Source organism: Achromobacter sp. SX5, from assembly GCF_056711425.1.
This window is the reverse complement of the sequence record NZ_CM160041.1, coordinates 3,699,016-3,717,329: the sequence shown is the minus strand read 5'-3', so window position 1 is coordinate 3,717,329 and position 18,314 is coordinate 3,699,016. Positions and strand designations below refer to the sequence as shown.

At 66.5% G+C, this 18,314-nt stretch carries 20 protein-coding genes; all 20 read left to right on the top strand.

Annotated features, from left to right (window positions below):
* The first annotated feature begins 78 nt into the window (after nt 1-78).
* The 20 genes from AC1M14_RS17405 (at nt 79) to AC1M14_RS17310 (ending at nt 18,302) form a co-directional block, all read left to right on the top strand.
* On the top strand, nt 79-795 hold the full coding sequence (locus AC1M14_RS17405) for a terminase small subunit (RefSeq protein WP_479730143.1): 717 nt from the start codon (nt 79-81) through the stop codon (nt 793-795).
* Nucleotides 795-2,201, top strand: a complete 1,407-nt coding sequence (locus AC1M14_RS17400) for a terminase large subunit domain-containing protein (RefSeq protein ID WP_479730142.1) — start codon at nt 795-797, stop codon at nt 2,199-2,201. Before AC1M14_RS17405 ends, AC1M14_RS17400 begins: the two co-directional genes overlap by 1 nt.
* A complete protein-coding gene (locus AC1M14_RS17395; RefSeq protein ID WP_479730141.1) occupies nt 2,198-4,474 on the top strand; it encodes a portal protein in 2,277 nt (758 codons plus the stop codon). The genes AC1M14_RS17400 and AC1M14_RS17395 overlap by 4 nt, the downstream gene beginning before the upstream one ends.
* Before the next feature lie 119 nt (nt 4,475-4,593).
* A complete protein-coding gene (locus AC1M14_RS17390) occupies nt 4,594-5,652 on the top strand; it encodes a hypothetical protein (protein WP_479730140.1) in 1,059 nt (352 codons plus the stop codon).
* Nucleotides 5,653-5,672: 20 nt separating this feature from the next.
* Nucleotides 5,673-6,971 carry a phage capsid family protein gene (locus AC1M14_RS17385; protein ID WP_479730139.1) on the top strand — a complete coding sequence of 433 codons (1,299 nt, stop codon included), beginning with the start codon at nt 5,673-5,675 and terminating at the stop codon, nt 6,969-6,971.
* Between the two features lie 52 nt (nt 6,972-7,023).
* The gene (locus AC1M14_RS17380; RefSeq protein WP_479730138.1) at nt 7,024-7,443 is read left to right on the top strand and encodes a hypothetical protein; all 420 of its coding nucleotides are present in this window, start codon (nt 7,024-7,026) and stop codon (nt 7,441-7,443) included.
* An 85-nt stretch (nt 7,444-7,528) separates the two neighbouring features.
* Nucleotides 7,529-7,960 (top strand): hypothetical protein, encoded by a 432-nt coding sequence (locus AC1M14_RS17375; protein WP_479730137.1) that lies wholly within the window; start codon nt 7,529-7,531, stop codon nt 7,958-7,960.
* Complete coding sequence (locus AC1M14_RS17370) at nt 7,960-8,610, top strand: phage adaptor protein (protein WP_479730136.1); 651 nt, start codon at nt 7,960-7,962, stop codon at nt 8,608-8,610. Before AC1M14_RS17375 ends, AC1M14_RS17370 begins: the two co-directional genes overlap by 1 nt.
* A complete protein-coding gene (locus AC1M14_RS17365) occupies nt 8,607-9,248 on the top strand; it encodes a phage adaptor protein (protein WP_479730135.1) in 642 nt (213 codons plus the stop codon). Before AC1M14_RS17370 ends, AC1M14_RS17365 begins: the two co-directional genes overlap by 4 nt.
* Before the next feature lie 3 nt (nt 9,249-9,251).
* On the top strand, nt 9,252-9,641 hold the full coding sequence (locus AC1M14_RS17360; protein WP_479730134.1) for a hypothetical protein: 390 nt from the start codon (nt 9,252-9,254) through the stop codon (nt 9,639-9,641).
* Complete coding sequence (locus AC1M14_RS17355; RefSeq protein ID WP_479730133.1) at nt 9,628-10,056, top strand: hypothetical protein; 429 nt, start codon at nt 9,628-9,630, stop codon at nt 10,054-10,056. Before AC1M14_RS17360 ends, AC1M14_RS17355 begins: the two co-directional genes overlap by 14 nt.
* Before the next feature lie 12 nt (nt 10,057-10,068).
* Nucleotides 10,069-10,533, top strand: a complete 465-nt coding sequence (locus AC1M14_RS17350) for a hypothetical protein (RefSeq protein ID WP_479730132.1) — start codon at nt 10,069-10,071, stop codon at nt 10,531-10,533.
* 1 nt (nt 10,534) lies between these two features.
* Nucleotides 10,535-13,405, top strand: a complete 2,871-nt coding sequence (locus AC1M14_RS17345; RefSeq protein WP_479730131.1) for a pyocin knob domain-containing protein — start codon at nt 10,535-10,537, stop codon at nt 13,403-13,405.
* A 1-nt stretch (nt 13,406) separates the two neighbouring features.
* Nucleotides 13,407-13,832, top strand: coding sequence for a hypothetical protein (locus tag AC1M14_RS17340; RefSeq protein ID WP_479730130.1), 426 nt, complete (start codon nt 13,407-13,409; stop codon nt 13,830-13,832).
* A gap of 33 nt (nt 13,833-13,865) precedes the next feature.
* Complete coding sequence (locus AC1M14_RS17335; RefSeq protein ID WP_479730129.1) at nt 13,866-14,213, top strand: putative holin; 348 nt, start codon at nt 13,866-13,868, stop codon at nt 14,211-14,213.
* Nucleotide 14,214: 1 nt separating this feature from the next.
* A complete protein-coding gene (locus AC1M14_RS17330) occupies nt 14,215-14,526 on the top strand; it encodes a phage holin family protein (RefSeq protein ID WP_479730128.1) in 312 nt (103 codons plus the stop codon).
* Between the two features lie 2 nt (nt 14,527-14,528).
* Nucleotides 14,529-16,184, top strand: a complete 1,656-nt coding sequence (locus AC1M14_RS17325) for a hypothetical protein (RefSeq protein ID WP_479730127.1) — start codon at nt 14,529-14,531, stop codon at nt 16,182-16,184.
* Nucleotides 16,185-16,186: 2 nt separating this feature from the next.
* Nucleotides 16,187-17,356: a hypothetical protein gene (locus tag AC1M14_RS17320; RefSeq protein WP_479730126.1), complete on the top strand. Its 1,170-nt coding sequence runs from the start codon at nt 16,187-16,189 to the stop codon at nt 17,354-17,356.
* On the top strand, nt 17,356-17,652 hold the full coding sequence (locus AC1M14_RS17315; protein WP_479730125.1) for a hypothetical protein: 297 nt from the start codon (nt 17,356-17,358) through the stop codon (nt 17,650-17,652). The genes AC1M14_RS17320 and AC1M14_RS17315 overlap by 1 nt, the downstream gene beginning before the upstream one ends.
* Before the next feature lie 8 nt (nt 17,653-17,660).
* On the top strand, nt 17,661-18,302 hold the full coding sequence (locus AC1M14_RS17310; RefSeq protein ID WP_479730124.1) for a hypothetical protein: 642 nt from the start codon (nt 17,661-17,663) through the stop codon (nt 18,300-18,302).
* The last annotated feature ends 12 nt before the right edge of the window (nt 18,303-18,314 follow it).

Genomic DNA, 18,314 nt, shown 5'->3' with positions numbered 1-18,314 from the left:
TGCACAATTGCGCCTGAAACGAGCCCCGAGCGAAAGCCGGGGCTTTTTTGTTGCCCGCCACCCGGTAAGCCCCCGCCAATGTCCCCCAAGAAATCCAAAGCGCCCCAGCCGGCGCGGAAGTCGCCTGCGCGCTCGAAACGCACGCTGTCGCCGTCCGCCCGCCGCGTGGTGTCTGCGGATAGCCCGCTGACGCCCCAGCAGCGCCGGTTCGTGGACGAGTTCGCCGCCGGCGGCTTCCAGAACCAGACCAAGGCCTACGAGGCGGCCTATCGGGCGAGGGGAGCGGCGGCCGTCAGTGGCGCGTCGCGGCTGCTAGCGCAGGCTAACGTCGCTGCCGCCGTCCAGGCGCTGCGCGACAAGCTGTCGGAAAAGCTGGAGATCACGGCCGAGCGCGTCATGGCCGAATGGGTGGCAATGGGCTTCTACGACCCGGCCGACCTGGTGGTCACCGATCCGACCACGGGCGAGGTGCGCGACATCAACAGCCCCAGGGACTTGCGGCTGCTGCCCGAGCAGGTGCGGCGCTGCGTGATTGGCTGGTCCTGGGACCGCAACGGCAATTTCACGCTCAAGCTGGCGCCCAAGACGCCCAACCTCGAGCTGATCGGCCGGCACCTGGGCATGTTCGTCGACCGCAAGGAACTGCGGATCGGCGACCTCGACAGGAAGTCGGATGCCGAGCTGGACCAGACCATCGCGGAAGCGGCAAAGGAGATTGCCCAACTGGAAGGCGTGCCCGTGGAACACGTCCTGGCCGAGCTGCGCGCAGCCTCCTCCGGGGCCACGATGCACTGATGTCCAATCCGCGTTTGATGCTGGCCAGGGCGCTGCAGGAGCGCGCCCGGCGCGCCAAGCGCAACCGGCTGAAGTACTACCGGCCGTACGAGAAGCAGAGGGAGTTCCACGCGCAGGGCGCCGCATTCCGCGAGCGCCTTTTTTCTGCTGGCAACCAGCAGGGCAAGACGTACTCGGGCGCGTACGAGACGGCCATGCACCTGACCGGGCGCTACCCGGAATGGTGGGAAGGCAAGGTATTCCAGAAGTCGACGGCCGGCTGGGCTGCTTCGGTGTCGGCAGCGCTGACCCGGGACGGCATGCAGCGTCTGCTGCTGGGCCGGCCTGGCGTGGAGAGCGACCGCGGCACCGGCGCCATTCCGGCGGACGCGATCAAGGAAATTGCGCCGCTGGCCGGCGTGCCGGGCGCCGTGTCCATGATCGTGGTGCGCCACGGTGGCGGCGGCGACGTGCAGGCCGGCGAGAGCGTGCTGGGCTTCCGCAACTACGAGCAGGGCCGCGCGAAGTTCCAGGCGGAAACGCTGGATTTCGTCTGGCTGGACGAGGAGCCACCCCACGAAATCTACATGGAGGCGATCACCCGGACCAACACGACGCTGGGCCCGGTGTACATGACCTTCACGCCGCTGATGGGCATGTCGGCGACGGTCAAGCGCTTCCTGATCGACAAGCAGCCTGGAACGGTGGTGGTGTTCATGGGCATCTACGATGCCGAGCACTACAGCCGCGAGCAGGCCGACGCGATCCTGGCCAGCTACCCTGAGCATGAGCGCGAGGCCCGGGCCTACGGCAAGCCGGTGCTGGGCTCGGGCGCGGTGTTCCCGGTGCCGGAATCCAGCATCGTGGTGCCGCCGTTCAACATCCCGGACAGCTGGCCGCGCATCTGCGGGCTGGACCTGGGCTGGGATCACCCGACCGCGGCGGCCTGGCTGGCCCACAACCAGGACGCCGACATCGTCTACGTCTACGACGCCTACGCGGCCAAGAAGCAGCCGGTGTCCGTGCACGCCAGCGCCATCAAGTCGCGCGGCAGCTGGATTCCGGTGGCCTGGCCGCACGACGCCCTGCAGGCGCAGAAAGACACCGGCACGCCGATGCGCGACGCCTATATCGCCGAGGGCGTGGCGATGCTGCCCGAGCGCACGCAGTTCGAGGACGGCTCCAACGGCGTCGAGGCAGGCATCCAGATCATGCTCAACCGCATGGTCACTGGTCGGTTCAAGGTGTTTTCGCACCTGGAACTGTGGCTTTCCGAGTACCGCACCTATCACCGCAAGGACGGCGCCATCGTGAAGATCGATGACGACGTCATTTCCGCATCGCGCTATGGCGTGATGTCCCTCCGCTTCGCACGTGACAACGTGCCCAAGAACTTCAAACGATTTCGAGAAACCTGGCGCGCATGAACACCTCCGTTACTGGCTTTCGGCTCCTCGAGGGCAGCGATGGCGCGACTGCGCACGCGCGCGACCAGGCGCCGGCCGAGCGCGGCGCGCTGTCCGTGACCCAGCTCGAGCGCTGGCTGGAGGAGATCCGCGACCAGCCGGCCTGGCGCCGCGAGGCTGACAAGGCCTGCGACTACTTCGACGGCAACCAGCTGGACGCCGACACCATCGCCAGGCTCGAGGACAAGGGCCTGGGCACGCTGGTGACGAACCTGGTCCAGCCGACGGTCAATGCCGTGCTGGGCATGGAGGCCAAGACCCGATCAGACTGGCGTGTCTCCGGTGACGACGACAAGTTCCAGGACGTGGCCGAGGCGCTGTCGGCCAAGATGCACGAGGCCGAGCGCGAGACGCAGGCGGACGTGGCCAACTCCGACGCCTACGCCGGCCTGATTAAAGCGGGCTTCGGCGTGGTGGAGGTGTCGCGCAACAGCAATCCCTTCCAGTACCCGTACCGCGTCACCAGCATCCACCGCTCGGAAATCTTCTGGGACTGGCGTAGCCGCGCGCTCGACTGGAGCGACGCGCGCTATGTGGTCCGCAAGAAGCGGTACGACGCCGATCACATCGCGGCGTTCTTTCCGCAGCACCGGGAGATGATCCTGGCCGCAGCGAACTGGCGCGACTGGGCGGATTACCTGACGAGCGAGGCGCGGATGTCCGCCGAGCTGCTCAACGACGCCATGCAGGGCCGCCGCACGACCTGGGACGACCTGGACTGGCGCGACGTCGACCGCCGCGTGGTCACCTGCTTCGAGGTCTGGTATCGCGTCTGGGTGCGTGGCCTGGTGCTGTCCCTGCCTGGCGGCCGCACCCTGGAGTTCAACGAAAGGAACGAGGTACACCGGGCGCTGGTGGCCGCCGGCGCCGTGCAGCCCAAGCTGGCGGTCTACGACAAGATCCGCACGGCGTTCTACATCGGCCCGATCCGCGTGCTGGACCGCGCCACCAACCGCCGGCGCTTCCCCTACATCCCGTTCTTCGGTTACCGGGAGGACTTGACCGGCGTGCCCTACGGCCTGATCCGGGCCATGATTTCGCCGCAGGACGAGGTCAACGCACGCGCCGCGCGCATGATGTGGTTGCTCAACAGCCGCCGGACCTTCATCGACGCGGACGCGCTGGACGAGCGCTATAACTCGATGAGCGACGCCAACCGCGAGCTGGGCAGGGCTGATGCCTTCCTTGTTACAAACCCGGCGGCTACTCGGGGACAGATCAAAGTCGAGAACAACTTCGAGCTGTCCCAGCAGCAGTTCCAGATCATGCAGGAGCGCAAGCAGGCCATCCAGGAGGCGGCCGGCGTGTACGCCGCCATGATGGGCCAGACGTCCAATGCCAGCTCCGGCCTGGCCATCCAGTCGCTGGTGGAGCAGGGCGTCACCACCCTGGCCAAGATCAACGACAACTACCGGATCGCCCGGCGCGGCGTGGGTAACGCGCTGCTGGACCTCATCAAAGAGGACATGACCGAGCAGACCGAGATCCTGGTGGACAACGGCACGGTCAAGCGGCGCGTCATCGTGAATATCCCCCGCAGGGACCCCGCGACGGGCCAGTCCTACAAGGAAAACGACGTCCAGACCGCCCCTGTCAAGGTCACGCTGACCGACGTGCCCAGCACGCCGACCTACCGCGCCCAGCAGTTCGCCGCCTTCGCGGAAATCCTCAAGTCCATGCCGCCCAACATGCAGGGCCTGCTCATCCCCTTCGCGCTGGAGATGTCCGATTTCGGCAAGCGCAAGGAGATGGCCGAGTTCCTGCGGTCGCAGCTGGGCATTCAGGCCGACCCCAACTCGCCTGAGGCGCAGGCCGCCAAGGCGCAGGCCGACGAGGCCGCGCAGGCCCAGATGCAGGCTGCGATGGCCGATGCGCAGTCCAAGATCGCAGAGCGCGAGGCCAAGACCCAGAAGCTGCTGGCCGAGGCCGAGAAGATCCGCAGCGAGGCCGGCGCCGCCGGCGACACCGACACGGTGAACCAGGTGGACGGCGTCCTGGCGAAGTATCAGCAGGAGCTGCAGAAGCTGCGCCAGCAGCTGGCCGACCGCAGCGCCGAATGGCAGACCCGCCTGCGGCAAACCGCCATGCACGAAGAAGCCGAAACCGAGCGCGCGCGCATTCGCGCCGAAGCGCAGGCCGGTGGCACCGAGCTGCAGCGGCAGTTCCAGCAGCTGACCGACGAAGTCGACCGCGTGCTGGCCGGCCTGAACGGACAGCAGCCGGCAGCGGCGTAGCCAACACAGATTTTCCCCGCCCTGGGACACGGGCAACCCGCAGGCCCCCATCGAGAAATCGCTGGGGGCCTTTTTCGTTTCAACCCACGGACCTATCCGAGAACTAGGAGCAGGAAGAGATGAGCACGGATACCACGACGGAACCCAACATCGGCAACCTCGACGAGGTATTGCGCGATCCCCTCAGCATGTCGGACGAGGCGCTGGCCGCGCTGGTCGATGGGCAGGACGACATCACCAGCGCCGACGCGGCAACGACCGAAGGAGCCGGCGCGGACACCGCGGCCGGCGCCACCCCCAAGGGCGATACCAGCGGTGCAACGCTCAGCACCGGAGAGGAAGGAACGCAGCAGGAGGCGGGCGCCGCCACCGATACGCCGCAGGGCGAGTCCGTTGTGCTGACGAAGGACGGCAAGCACGCCATTCCGTACCAGGTGCTGGCGCAGGAGCGGGAGAACCGCATCCGCGCCGAGCAGATGGTGCGCGATTTGACGGCCAAGCTGGAACTGGACCAGGCCGCCGCCCAGCAGGGCAAGGCCACCAAGTCGGCGGAGCTGTCCACGATCGTCGACGAGCAGTTGCTCGAGCAGCTGCGCGAGGAAGCCCCCGACATCGCCAGCCGGATGGACAACCTGATCGCAATGGTGAAGGACCTGCGCGACCAGGTTGACGCCGGCCGGCCGGCGGCCGAGGAGGCGGAAGTCGCGCGCCGCGAACAGCAGGTCCAGGCCCTGGTATCCGTCGAGGACACCATCCAGGCCAACCCGAAACTCGCCCATATCCGTGCCACTGACCCGGCCGCATTCAACGAGGTCGCCGACATCGACTCCATGCTGCGCAGCCGCGCGGCGTGGAAGGACAAGCCGCTCGCCGAGCGGTTCGACGCGGCGGTCCGTATGTACGAAGCCGAGCGCGGAACCATCGAGCTGCCCAGCACGGCCAAGGCCGCGCCTGCGCAGCAGCCAGCCGATGAAGCCGCGCGCGTTGCGCAAGCCGTCGCCAAGGCGGAATCCACCGCATCGGGTCCTTCCACGCTTTCCGATATTCCTGGCGGCCAACCGGCCGCCGCATCACCGGCCGAAGCCATGATGGCGCTGTCGGGCAGTGCCCTGACGGACCACTTCATGAACATGCCGATGGATGAAATCGAAGCGCAGCTGGCGCGCCTCACTTCGTAATCCCACGAACTGGAGGCACTATGTCCCAAACTAACGTTCCCGTTGGCTCGCCGCTTGCCCGCAAGGTTTTCGGTGCGGCGCTCTTCGCCAACACCCAGCGTCAGCCGTCGCTGATGAACAACCTCACGGGCCCCGCGCCCAAGCAGTCGGGCGCCGAGGCGAAGCTGAAAGGCCAGACCAGCCCCGACATGCCCCTGGTGCGCGTCACCGACCTGTCGAAGTCGCAGGGCGACCAGGTCAGCGTCGACCTCATCAACCAGACCGGCGGCAAGCCGATCATGGGCGACAAGCAGGCCGAGGGCAAAGGCGAGCGCCTGGATATGTCCAGCATGGACATCCGCATCGACCTGGCCACCAAGGTGGTCGACGCCGGCGGCAAGATGACCCAGCAGCGCACCGTGCACAACCTGCGCGGTCTGGCGATGGCCAACCTGATGGGCTACTTCAAGCGCCTGAACGACCAGACCACGATCACCCACCTGGCCGGCACGCGCGGCAGCCAGGTCGGCACGGACTGGGTGGTGCCCATGCGCAGCGACCCGGATTTCGATGAAATCCTCATCAACCCCGTCAAGGCGCCGACCTATAACCGCCACTGGGTCGCCGACGGCACCTCGCTGGTGCAAGGCGGTCAGGCCCTGGCCGCGGTGGACACCACCGACACGTTCAAGCTGGAGCACCTGGACCACCTGGGCGCGATCATCGACGACATGGAGTTCAAGCTCCAGCCGATCAAGATCCCCGGCGACGTCGCCGCCGATGACGAGCCGCTGTACCTCATGCTGGTCACCAACCGCATGTGGCAGAGCATCCTGACCAACACGGCACCCAACAGCCTGCAGTGGCGCACGTTCCTGCAGAACGCCTGGAACCGTGCTTCGTCGTTCTCCGGCCCGAAAAAGCACCCGCTTTTCACCGGCGAGGCGGGCATCTGGCACAACATTCTGGTGCGCAAGATGGACCGCGCCATCCGCCTGAACCCCGGCGACGCCGTCCAGTACTGCACCCAGGCCGGCCAGGCGACGGCGGCCGAGCAGTCCGTAACGGTCAACTCCCTGCAGCCCGGCTACGCCGTCGACCGCGGCATGCTGCTGGGCGCGCAGGCGCTGGCGCACGTGTACGGCAAGAACCAGGGCTCGGACACGTACGCCAACTGGATGGAGAACCGCTACAACTTCGATCGCAACCTGGAGGTGGCGGGCGAGGTGATGTGCGGCAAGGCGAAGCTGCGCTTTGCGGTGCCGGACTACCGCGGTAACAAGATCCCCACCGACCACGGCGTGATGGTCATGGACGCCGTCGTCAACCTCAACACCTGATCGATAGCGGGCGGCCCACGGCCGCCTGCTTTCGACCCAACTGGAGAAACACATGGATCGCTACTCTCCCGACTACAACGGCAAGCCCCTGCACACGCAGGCCTTCGGCAATGCCTGGGTGGAAACCTACAGCTATCAGGGCGCCGCCGCCATTGGCGACAAGATCTACATGGGCGTCATTCCGGCCGGCGTCGTCGCGACGGCGGTGCGCGAGATCAACGACGCCGCGGGCGCCGGCGTCACGCTGGATCTGGGCTTCGAGCCCTACGACGCCAGCGCCGGCCCGCTCGCCGACCTGGACGCCTGGCTCGCGGCTGCTGATATCGCCGCGGCCGGTGTCGTCGATTCCAAGGCCCATCCCATCGCCTTCAAGCAACCGGTCAAGCTGGTGGCCACGATCAAGGGCGCGGCCTTCACCGGCACGCCCAAGATCACGGCCGTCGTCAACGGCCAGATGGTGGGCGTCGCCTAGATCCTTTCGGGGCTGTCTCGCCGCTTCGCGCGGCACTTAGGGGCCAGGTGGGCAACTGCCTGGCCCTGTTTTTTTGGAGGTTCCCATGGAAGAAAGCAACCTCATCCCGGTGCTGTACGTCGGGAAGAAGGATCGAAAGGTGGACACGGTCGCTGGCACTGGCCTGGTGTGGACTCGCGGCGAGATCCACTACCTGCCGCCGCTGATCGCGACCAAGCTGACGCGCTACACCGACGTGTGGCGGGAAGGCTGGGACGAGGCGGAAGCCGATCCGGCCCGCGTCGGCCTGGTGGTGCAGGATGGCAGCCTGGGCGGCGCCACCGGCGCGCCGCAGACCGAGCAGTCGCAGGTGCCGCCCTTCAACATGCCCAACCTGCAAGGCATGAACAAGGGCGATCTGGTGACCTTCGCGCTCGGCCAGTTCAACCAGCAGCTGGACGCTGGTCTGAAGAAAGACGAGATGATCCAGCAGATCATCAGCCTGGCCAACTCGCGCGCTGCGGGCGAGCTGAACTGATGGCTGCCTTGGCAGACTTCGAGCGGTTCGTCTATCCGTTCGTGGAGGGCGCGCCCGCGCCGGCCGTCGAGGACGCGATTGTCGACGCCGCCGTGGAGTTCTGCACGCGCACACTGGTGCTGCGCGCCTTCCTGGACCCGGTGACGCTGGTGCCTGGGGCGACCGAGTACGAGCTGGACCCGCCCGAAGGCGACACGCAACTCGTAGGCGTGACGGCGGCGTGGCTGCCGGAAGGGCCGCTGACGTCTGCCACCCGCCCGGAACTCGAGGAGCTGTACCCCGACGGCTGGGCATGGCGTCAGGCCGCCACGACGGCTGACGTGCGGCATTTCTATTGCCGGCTGCCGGGATTCGTGCAACTGGTGCCCTCGCCGATGGTCAAGGCGCCGCGTGCGCTGCGGCTGGAGGTTGCCTACGCGCCGACCCGTACCACTCGGGAGCTGCCTGACGTGCTGCTCAACCGCTACGCGGAGGATCTGGGCAACGGCGCGCTGGCGCGCCTGCACCTGCACAAGGCCGCCTACGCCGATGCGGGCAGGGCGGTGGCCTACCGGACTGAGTTCGATCGAGCCTGCAACCTGCTGGCCGATGACGGCGCCCGGGGCTTCGTCAAGCGCCGCATGCGCACTGGTGGGGACGAATTCAAATGAAGGTCAGCGAAGTCATCGATCGCGCCCGGATCATCCTCCAGGACGCCAATGCGGACTACTGGGAAGAGTCGGAGCTGCCGAAGTGGCTGAGCGACGGCCGGCTAGAGGCATATCGTCTGCGGCCCGACCTGTTCGAAGCCACCGAGGAATTCGTCTGCGTCGAGGGCGCGCGCCAGCAGCTGCCCAACGGCGCCCGCGTGCTGTTCGACGTGCCGCGCAATATCTCCGCGCCGCGCCAACGCGCGATCACCGTGGCGGACGCCGGCGCGCTGGGCCGCGTGCGGCCGAACTGGCGCAGCCAGGTCAAGGCGCTGGAGATCCGCCACTTCCTCTACGACGAACGCAGCCCCAACCAGTTCGACGTGTATCCGCCGGCGCGCGACGGCGTGGTCGTTGAGCTGTCTTACGCCAAGCGGCCGGCGGCCGTGACGCAGGCCAGCAGCACGGTCGAGCTGGAGGAAGAGGGCGAGTACGCGCCGGCGCTGGTCGACTACATCCTGTACCGGGCCTTCCTGAAAGAGGCGGACACGGTGCCTGCCTTCCACCAGCGCGCGGCGCAGCACCTGGCGGCCTGCCATTCCACCCTGACCGGCGACGTCACGGCGAAGGCCGTGACCAGCCCCAATGAGCAGAAATAGAGCATGGCAACGAACAAGATTCGCCTCGTCCAGGGCGACACGGCGCCGGACCTCATCCTGTCGCTGACCGACGAGCGCACCGGGCGGCCCGTGGATGTGTCGGGCTCGGGCACATCCGTGCGCGTGCTGTTCCGTGAGGTCGGCGGCGACAGCATCAAGGCCACGATGCCGGCCTATCCGATTGCGGGCTACCAGGACCCCGAGACGCAGGAGATCGACTTCCGGCCGCCCTATGACGTGCCTGGCCGCGGTGGCCGCGTCGTCATGCAGTGGGACGCCGACGCGCTGGACACGGCGGGCGAGTTTGAGGCGGAGGTGGAAACCACGTTTCCTGACGGGCGCATTCAAACCGCCTTCGGCATTCTGAAATTCCAGGTCCGTGAGCAGTTCTAAGAATTCCCCTGGCGGCGTCCGTGTCGAGCAGGAGATCGTGCGGCCGGCCGTTCGCGTCGAGGCGCGAAGCATCGCGGCGCTGCCGCAATGGGTGATGGTGCAGGTGCGCGCAATGTTGGACGCCCAGGGCCTCAACCCGGTCATCTTCGACAGGGCGCTCGCGCAAGAGGCGCTGACCTTCAACCGTATGACGCCGCTGTCGGACCTCGCGGCGGCGCATGACGCCCGCGTGGTGCTGGCGCAGCTGGCGCTGGGCGACCTCTCCCTGGCCCAGGACCCCATTGCCTGGCTCATGTCGCTTGGACCGATCCAGGACCACAGCGCAGCCGCCGATAGCGGCGGCATCTACATGCAGGACTACGCCGCCGACTACGTCGAACCGACGTACGTGGGCGAGCAGATCACCACCTTTTAGGACTCAAGGACTATGAAACAACGAGCCCCGTTGGAAAGCGCGGCCGGGGCCTCTGGCCGCCTGGAGATTATCGCGTACCGCGGCAAGACCGGCGTGGTCGAGCGCTTCGTCGTGGACAACATCTGGGTCGATGGCGGCCTTGGCTACATCGCCGCGCGGTGCGCAGGGGAAAACGTCTCCCCCATCTCCCATATGTCGGCCGGCACGTCGGGCACTGCGGCGGCCGGGGCCGACGTGAAGCTCGGCACCGAGTTCTCCAACGCGCGCCGCCCGGTGACGATCTCGGGCTCCGGTGTCCAGCGCACGTACATGGCCGTTTTCCCGGCCGGTGTCGCGACGGGTGACTGGCGCGAGGCGGGGCTGTTCAATGCGGCGACCGGCGGGCTGATGACGAACCGCACGGTGTTCGGCCTCAAGACCAAGGACCCCGAGGACGTGTTCACGGTCAACTGGACGCTGCGGCACCAGCGGGGCTGAGATGACCATCAACCTCACTCTGCGCCGCAACCTGCCCAGGTTGCTCACCTCCGACGAGGTCGACACCAACTTTACGACGCTGGCCGACGCGCTACAGGGCATCTGGGACAGCACGGGCCAGCCCGGCGGCATTGCCCCGCTGGACGCGAACGGCCGGCTGCCGATGGGTTATGCGCCGTACTCGCTGCGACTGCCCAATACTGCGCACGACCTGAACACCTACACGGCGCCGGGCGTGTACGTGCAGGCGACGTCGGCCGGAGTCAGCGCTGGGGCCAACTACCCGATCCCCAGCCAAGGTTGGCTGGAGGTGATCCCCGACAACACGGCGTCGTCCGTGGTGGTCATGCAGCGATTCACCGCCAGGGCGTCGTCGGCCGCCGGCACGCGTGTCTTTGTGCGCACGCAGACGGGAACGGCAGACAGCTGGGTGGAATGGACGGAGATTCCGAACTTCGCCGGCGTGTTCGGCTACATGGGCAGCATGCCGTCGTCGCCGGCGCCGAATCTGAACGACTACACCCAGCGGGGGCTGTGGATCGTGGGGTCATCCAGCACTGCAGCTGGCGGCACCAACTTTCCGATCGGCCACTCTGGCGTGCTGCTCGTGCTGTCGGGCATTCACCCGGGACAGGCCGCCGGCACCACGGGCATCGTTCAGGTGTACGTGGCGGCGAACTCCAATCGCATGTTCTTCCGCGCACTGGTGTCGAACGTATGGAGGGATTGGGAAGAGGCGGTGCGCACGTCGTTGCTGGGCGCGGCGAACGGCGTGGCAACGCTGGACGCCAACAAGAAGATCCCGCAAGACCAGATTCCTGGCGTGCTGGGCAAGTCGTTGGGCGTTGCCGACAACCTGAACGACTTCGACACGCCCGGCACCTACTACATGAACAGCAACGCCACGGCGCTGCCGGAGCTGAATTATCCGGTCGTGCTGGCCGGCATGCTCATGGTCGAGGCGGCGACGGGCGGCAACCTGCAGGTCACGCAGCTCTACGTCACCAACCCGACGTCCAACCCGCGCATGTTCCTGCGCATCCGCTTCGGCACTTCGAAAACCTGGGGGCCGTGGTTCGAGCTGGCGCGCTTCGATCAGGCGATGACCCACACCTACCTGACTGGCTCGGGTGTGGACATGAACAAGCTGAACGCCGACAACACCTACTACACCTGGAATTCCAGCACGATACAAAGCGGCGGCATCAATTTCCCGCCCTCAGCTGCGAATTCGTCGGGTTCCCTATCGGTGGTCGTCATCACGGGATCGTGGATGATCCAGACCTGCTCGATGACGCCATCGTCCACGCGACGGCCCATCGTGTTCCAGCGCATCGGCAACGGTTCCACCACCTGGGGCGACTGGCGCGTCACGCAGCCCATCTCCATCGCGTCGGACCTGCCGACCGCAAACTGCGGGGACGTCTATGTGGACGGCGACGGCTGGTATACCTGGGGCACGTCCGCCTATGTGCGGGCCAGCGTCGCCAAGGTACTGCCCACGACGGCGCACGACCTGAACACTTACACCGTGCCCGGCGTGTACTGGCAGAATCAGTCGTCGGCAGCGACCCTGGCGAACAATTACCCGGCGGCCGGCGTCACGTGTTTCCTCGAGGTCCAGAACTTCGGGAATGCGACGTTGCAGGAGATCAGCACGCGCACTTCGCCATTCCGTAAGTGGTGGCGCGTTCAGACCGGCGACACGACCAATTGGTCGTACTGGAAGGAAGTGGCGGACATGGCGAGCGCCATGACGCACACCTTTCTCACGGCAGCGACGGATGCGAACACGCTGACGGCGGACAATACCTGGTATTCCTGGGTCAACGCCGCCACGGTCTGGAACGAGAACTTTCCGCCGCATCCAGTCAAGGTGGGCGGGTTCATCCAGACCTACTGGCTGTCCGCGGCGAACATCGTCCAGATCGCCACGCTGAACGCCGGCGGCGGTTCGCGCAACATCGTCTATCAGCGGCAGGCCAACGGCAGCACGCTGACCTGGACGCAGTGGCGGCTGATGTCCCCGTTGTCCACGGTGGCGCACCTGCCTGTGGTCAATGTGGGCGACGCCTACGTCGACGGGGCCGGGTGGCACCGCTGGAACGCGGGACTGTCGGGTTACGTCCTTGCTCCGGCCTATCCGACGCAGCGAGAGGGCTTGGGCACCGAATGGGCGAGCGCGGCGTCCATCTTGGTAAAGCCCGGGCGCTGCGCCTCCGCGGCCGGCGATGTCCTGCTGGAACTCACCGCCAACAACACGCGCACCATCCAGACCTCCGGGGCTTTCACGCACTCGACGACCGGCAACGGCCTGCTGGCCGGAGCGCGTCAGGCAGGCTGGTGGTACTACGTTTTCCTGATTCGACGCGACAGCGACGGTTCGGTGTGCGTGGCGTTCGATAACAACCCTGCATGTTCCAACCGTCCGGCAACGTACAGCCACTACCGCCGAATCGGGACGGTCCGCACGGACGGCAGCAACAACCTGGTGGCCTTCACGCAGGTGGGCAACGAATTCTGGTATGACACCCAAGTCGCAATTTATACCAGCGATGTCGTCATCCCCAATACGACGTATCAGCCCAACCTCGGTCTGCCGGGCATTAGCGCCACCGCCCACCTGCAAGGATGGGCAACGTCGTATGACGGCGGTAGCCCGGTATTGGAGATCGCCCGACAGGTTCGCGGGGGAGGCTACTCAGTTTTCGCCCTGTATACCGTCGCGACTCAGGCAGCGAATCAAATTTCGCACTGGAGCATCCCCATTGTGGTGGTGCCCAACACAGCCCCGGCGGTGCGCATTAAGTCCAGCGCAAGCGCGTACCTGAACCTCCACCTCCAAGGCTACACCGACCATTTCGAGGACTGATATGTTGAACTTCCAGGACCCCGAGACGGGTCAGTACTGGGTGTTGCCCGATGACACTCGAGTCGAGACGGTGGAAGGCGGGCGTGAATTTTTCGACCCGCTGGGCGGGCAGCTGACGGACATCCCGCTCACGCTCATGCCGGTGGAAAGCCTGCCCGAGCCGCCGGCCCCGGTCCCGCAGGTCGTCTCCCGCTTCCAAGGCCGCGAGGCGATGTGGCAGACGCCCCACGGCGACACGTCGCTGTTCGAGGCCGCCGAGGCCGTCATCAACGACCCCGCGACGCCGGCGATGTATCGCCGGGCCTGGGCAGACCTGCAGGAATTTCGCCGCGACAGCGAAATGCTGATCGCCATCGCCGCCACCCTGGGGCTGACGGCGCAGGACCTGGACAACCTTTTCATCTTCGCGGCATCGCTCAAGGCCTAGCCGCGCCCATCGGTCCATCACAACGGAGAAAAAATGGCTGAACCTACCAGCGGGATCGGCGCGGCCGCGTCTACGGCGTCCGGATTGCTTTTCGGGTCGATGCTGCCCGGCGTCGACAGTGGCGCGCTCATCGGCGCATTCGCGGGCGCGGCCGTGTTCATCCTGCACAACAACGAGCTGGGCGTCGTCAAGCGCCTGGTGTACGGCCTCGTGTCCTGGCTGATCGGCTACTTCGCCGCGCCCGAGCTGGGCCGCATGGTCGGCGTACACGAATCCGTCGTTACCGGGTTCGCCGCCGCCGCGGTGGCCGTGACCCTTGCCCTCACCTTGATCGAGAAGATCAAGGCCGCGGACTTCACTTTCTGGAAACGGGGAGGCTGACATGCAACCTGCGGACATGAGCGACGCCATCGCGGGCCACCATCTGGTGGCCTTTCTTTTTGTGGTGGTCAATTTCGCCACGGCCCTGCGCCTGGCCTGCTATCGGCGCTGCGGTGCCCGCTACCGGCCGGGCATGTCGGTGGTGGCCTATCTGATGTTCGTGTTCACGGGCGGCCAGGCCCTGGACGTCATCACCCGGCACAGCGCCGTGTCGCCCTGGCAGCTGGGGCTGGCCATCCTGCTGGCGGTGCTGGTCTACCGTGCGCGCGGCAACGTCGCCAACATCGGCAGGCCCGCCGGCAAGGCGAGGTAGGGATGCGGGAAGCTGAAAAGGCCTTCACGGGCATGCTGCCCAGGGTCGAGCCGCATCTGCTGCCCGCCGGCGCAAGCCAGGACGTGCTGAACGCCAACCTGCAGCGCGGCAGCCTGGTGCCGTACAAGGCGCCGGCGAAGGTGGCGGACCTCGCCAAGGTGGGCACCAAGCTGGCCATCTATCGGTTTGGCCGTGCCATCGATGACGACGCCCGGTACTGGTTCCACTGGCTCAAGGACACGGACGTGGCGCGCGGCGCCATCCCGGACGACACCCAGGAGCGCACCTATTTCACCGAGGCCGGCCAGCCGCCGCGGGTGACCGATTCGACGATGGCCACCACCGGCGCGGCGATGCCTTCCGCCTGGTATCGGCTTGGCATCCCGGCGCCGACGGTGCGCGCCACCGTGACGGTGACCCAGCAGCCCAACCCGCCCGACAACCTCGAACGGCAATCCTGCCTGCTGGCGTACACCTTCGTGTCGGCCTGGGGCGAGGAGGGGCCGCCCAACGAGGTGAGCGACCCGTTCGACGCGGCGACGGATGACACCCTCAACGTCATCAACATGGAAGGGCCGCCCAGCGGCGAATACAACATCACGCTCAAGCGCCTCTATATCTCGACGACCGACGCCACGGGCACGGCCGTGCTGCGGTTCTGGAAAGAGGTGCCCGCCGGCGCGGTGACGTTCTCCGACAAGGTGGATTTCACGGCCCTGGGCGAGGCGCTGCCCGAGCACGCCCTGGTGCCGCCGCCGGCCGATCTGTTCGGCCTGATGGCGCACCCGGCGGGGTTCATGATCGGATTCTCCGGCAAGCGCGTCTACCGGTCGGAGGTGTTCAAGCCCTACGGCTGGCCCTACTACTCGCCCGTGGCCGACGAGATCGTGGGCGGCGACATCATGGGCCAGGCGACGGTCATCTGCACCAAGGGCGACACCTACCTGGCCACCCAGGCGGACCCCGTGACGTTCACGCCCCTGCGGCTGGAGGGCAACCAGCCCTGCGTCGCCAAGCGCACAATCCGGGCCTTCAAGGGCGGCGTCGTGTATGCCTCGCCCGATGGTCTGGTCATGGTCGACCAGTCCGGCGGCATGGGTGTGGTGACCGAAGAGCTGCTGACCAGGGAGCAGTGGCAGGCCTACCGGCCGTCCTCGATGCACGCCAGCGTGCACGACAACCGTTATTTCTGCTGGTACGACACGGGCACCGCGCGCGGCGGGCTGATCTTCGACCTGACGCGCGGCGCCATGTCGCTGACCCGCACGGACGTCTACGCCACGGCTTCCTACTCGGACGGCCGGCGCGACGAGCTGTTCCTGGCCCTGCCCGATGGCGACGTGCACAAATGGGACGCCGGCGCGCTGCCGCTGGCGATGCGCCGGCTGAGCAGGAAATACATCCTGGAGCGCGCCCAGAACATCGGCGCGGCGCAGGTGCTGGCCGCGGCGTACCCGGTGACTTTCCGGCTGCGCGCGACCGTGGAGTCCAATTCCGGGCCGCGCGAGGTCGTGATCGAGCGCGTGGTGCGCAATGGCCGGCCGTTCCGGCTCGCCGGTAACTATCGCGCCCGCAGCTATGAGTACACGGTCGAGGGCTCCAGCGCCATCACCGAGGTGACCGTGGCGTCCACCCTGGGCAACGTCACGGCGGTCTGAGCATGGCGACTTCGAAGCTATCCGGCCTGCGCTACGCAGACCTGCCGGCGATCGAGACTGCCCAGCTGCCGGGCAATCCGGCCGCAAACCGCATGCTCGAGCAGATGCGCCAGACGCTGGTCACCCGTTTCGGCAAGGGCAGCCGGGCGGTCGACCGCGCCGTCACCTGGGGCGACCTGGTCGAGAGCGGCGTCGTCAGCATGCGCGGCGCCGACGGCAAGCCGATCCTGGTGAAGAATCCGGGCGGCGAGTTCCTACCCAGCGTGCCGCCCGTTGTCGACGGCATTCCGCCGGCGCCGACCGGCTTCAAGGTGACGCCGGGCCTAGGCACGATCATCCTGGAATGGGACAAGCCGAATTTTTCATATTTCGGCTACGCGGAGATCTTCCGCGGCACCACCGATAACCAGGCCCAGGCCGTGAGCGTAGGGCAGACGACAGCCTGGATCTACTCGGACCCCGTGGGCGGCGACACGGCCACCACCTATTACTACTGGATCAGGTTTGTTTCGGTGGGCGGGAAGGTCGGCCCGTTCAATGCCGTGGGCGGCACCGCTGGCGAGGTGTCGCTCGACCCGGCCTACCTGATCGACGTGCTGGCCGCCGCCGGCGATCCCAAGGCGCTGCTGTATGAGGTGCCGGAGCCGACCGTCATCAATGGCGTGCCGGTGCCGCCGGGCATCTACATCCGCATGCTCTACGTCGCCAACGGCTCGATCGGCACGTTGCAGCTGGGCAATGCCGTCATCACGGACGCCAAGGTCGCCAGCCTTTCGGCAGCCAAGATCACGTTCGGCGAGATGAGCGGCGACCGCATCGCGGTCAACAGCATGAATGCGGACCGCCTGACGGTGGCGTCGCTGTCGGCCAGGCTGGCGGTCATCACCGACGCCTACGTGAAGTCGGCCAACATCCAGTACGCCGCCATCCACGACGGGCACATCGCCAACCTCAGCGCCGACAAGATCACCGCCGGCATCCTGAACGCGGCCCGCCTGGGTGCCTATTCGATCACCGCCGACAAACTCAACGTCACGTCGCTATCTGCCATCAGCGCCAACATCGGCTTGCTGCGCACGGCGTCCTTTGGCCAGCGCACCGAGTTCGACGCCAATGGCATCCGGGTCTATCACGCGAATGGAAACCTCGCCATCAGATTGGGGATTTGGTAATGCCGGTCGGTCTTGAAACCTACGACCCGCAGGGCAATGTCCTGATCTCATACACCCGGCGCATCAATCCACAGCTCGGCGCGATTCGAACGAACGGGGTAGCGGGCAGCCTCAATGTGCCGGAACTGGCTCAGGGCATCCCGTGGATCTCCACGGCCCCGAATACGCCGATTGGCGGCGACGGCCCGATTACGTGCGTGGTGTCGCTATCCGGCACGACGATCACCTGGTCGTACCCCTCGGCGCGGCCCGGCACACCTGTCCCCACAACCATACTTTACGGAATCCGGCGATGACTGCGGGCATGCAAGTATTCGATGGGTTTGGTTCAAACCTGATCGACACCAGCAACATCAACATGTTCCTGCGGCACTTCGGTGTTGCGAGCAGCGGTGTACGGGTGCCTGCGGTAGATCCCGTGGTGTTTATGCGGCCGCTTGTGGACGGCGCTGGAGGTGGCCTGGTGTCGGCTGCGGATGGCGTCGCGGGCATCGCGATTTATGGCGGGCCGTGCGAATACTACGTGTTCGACCGGCCGGCCGTGCAGAGCGCGCTGGACGTATGGAACGACCAGGGCGTCCATGTATTCACTGCGGCACAACGGCCGCTGGACATCATCGGCAGCGTGACGGTGCCCAACTATTTCGAGGGCAGTACGGGCGCCTGGGCGCAGGGCTGGGAGTTCTCCGGGCTGCAGACCGGCAAGTATGCGTACAACCAGTCCTACAAACGCGACGGCATGCAGTGGCAAGGCGCTGCCGGCGGCGGGTACCTGACCAACGTCTGGCTGGAAGAGTTCCAAGCCAGGCCCAACGGCTTTTTCATCAGTTTTTCGGGGCGCTCCTACACGATTCTCGGGTGGCGGCCGCTCGCCACCAGCTATGGCTTCCTGAGCTATGGCCCCCCTGTACCGGTGTCGATCATCGACGTAGCCGGCATCCTCTAATTTCCATCGACC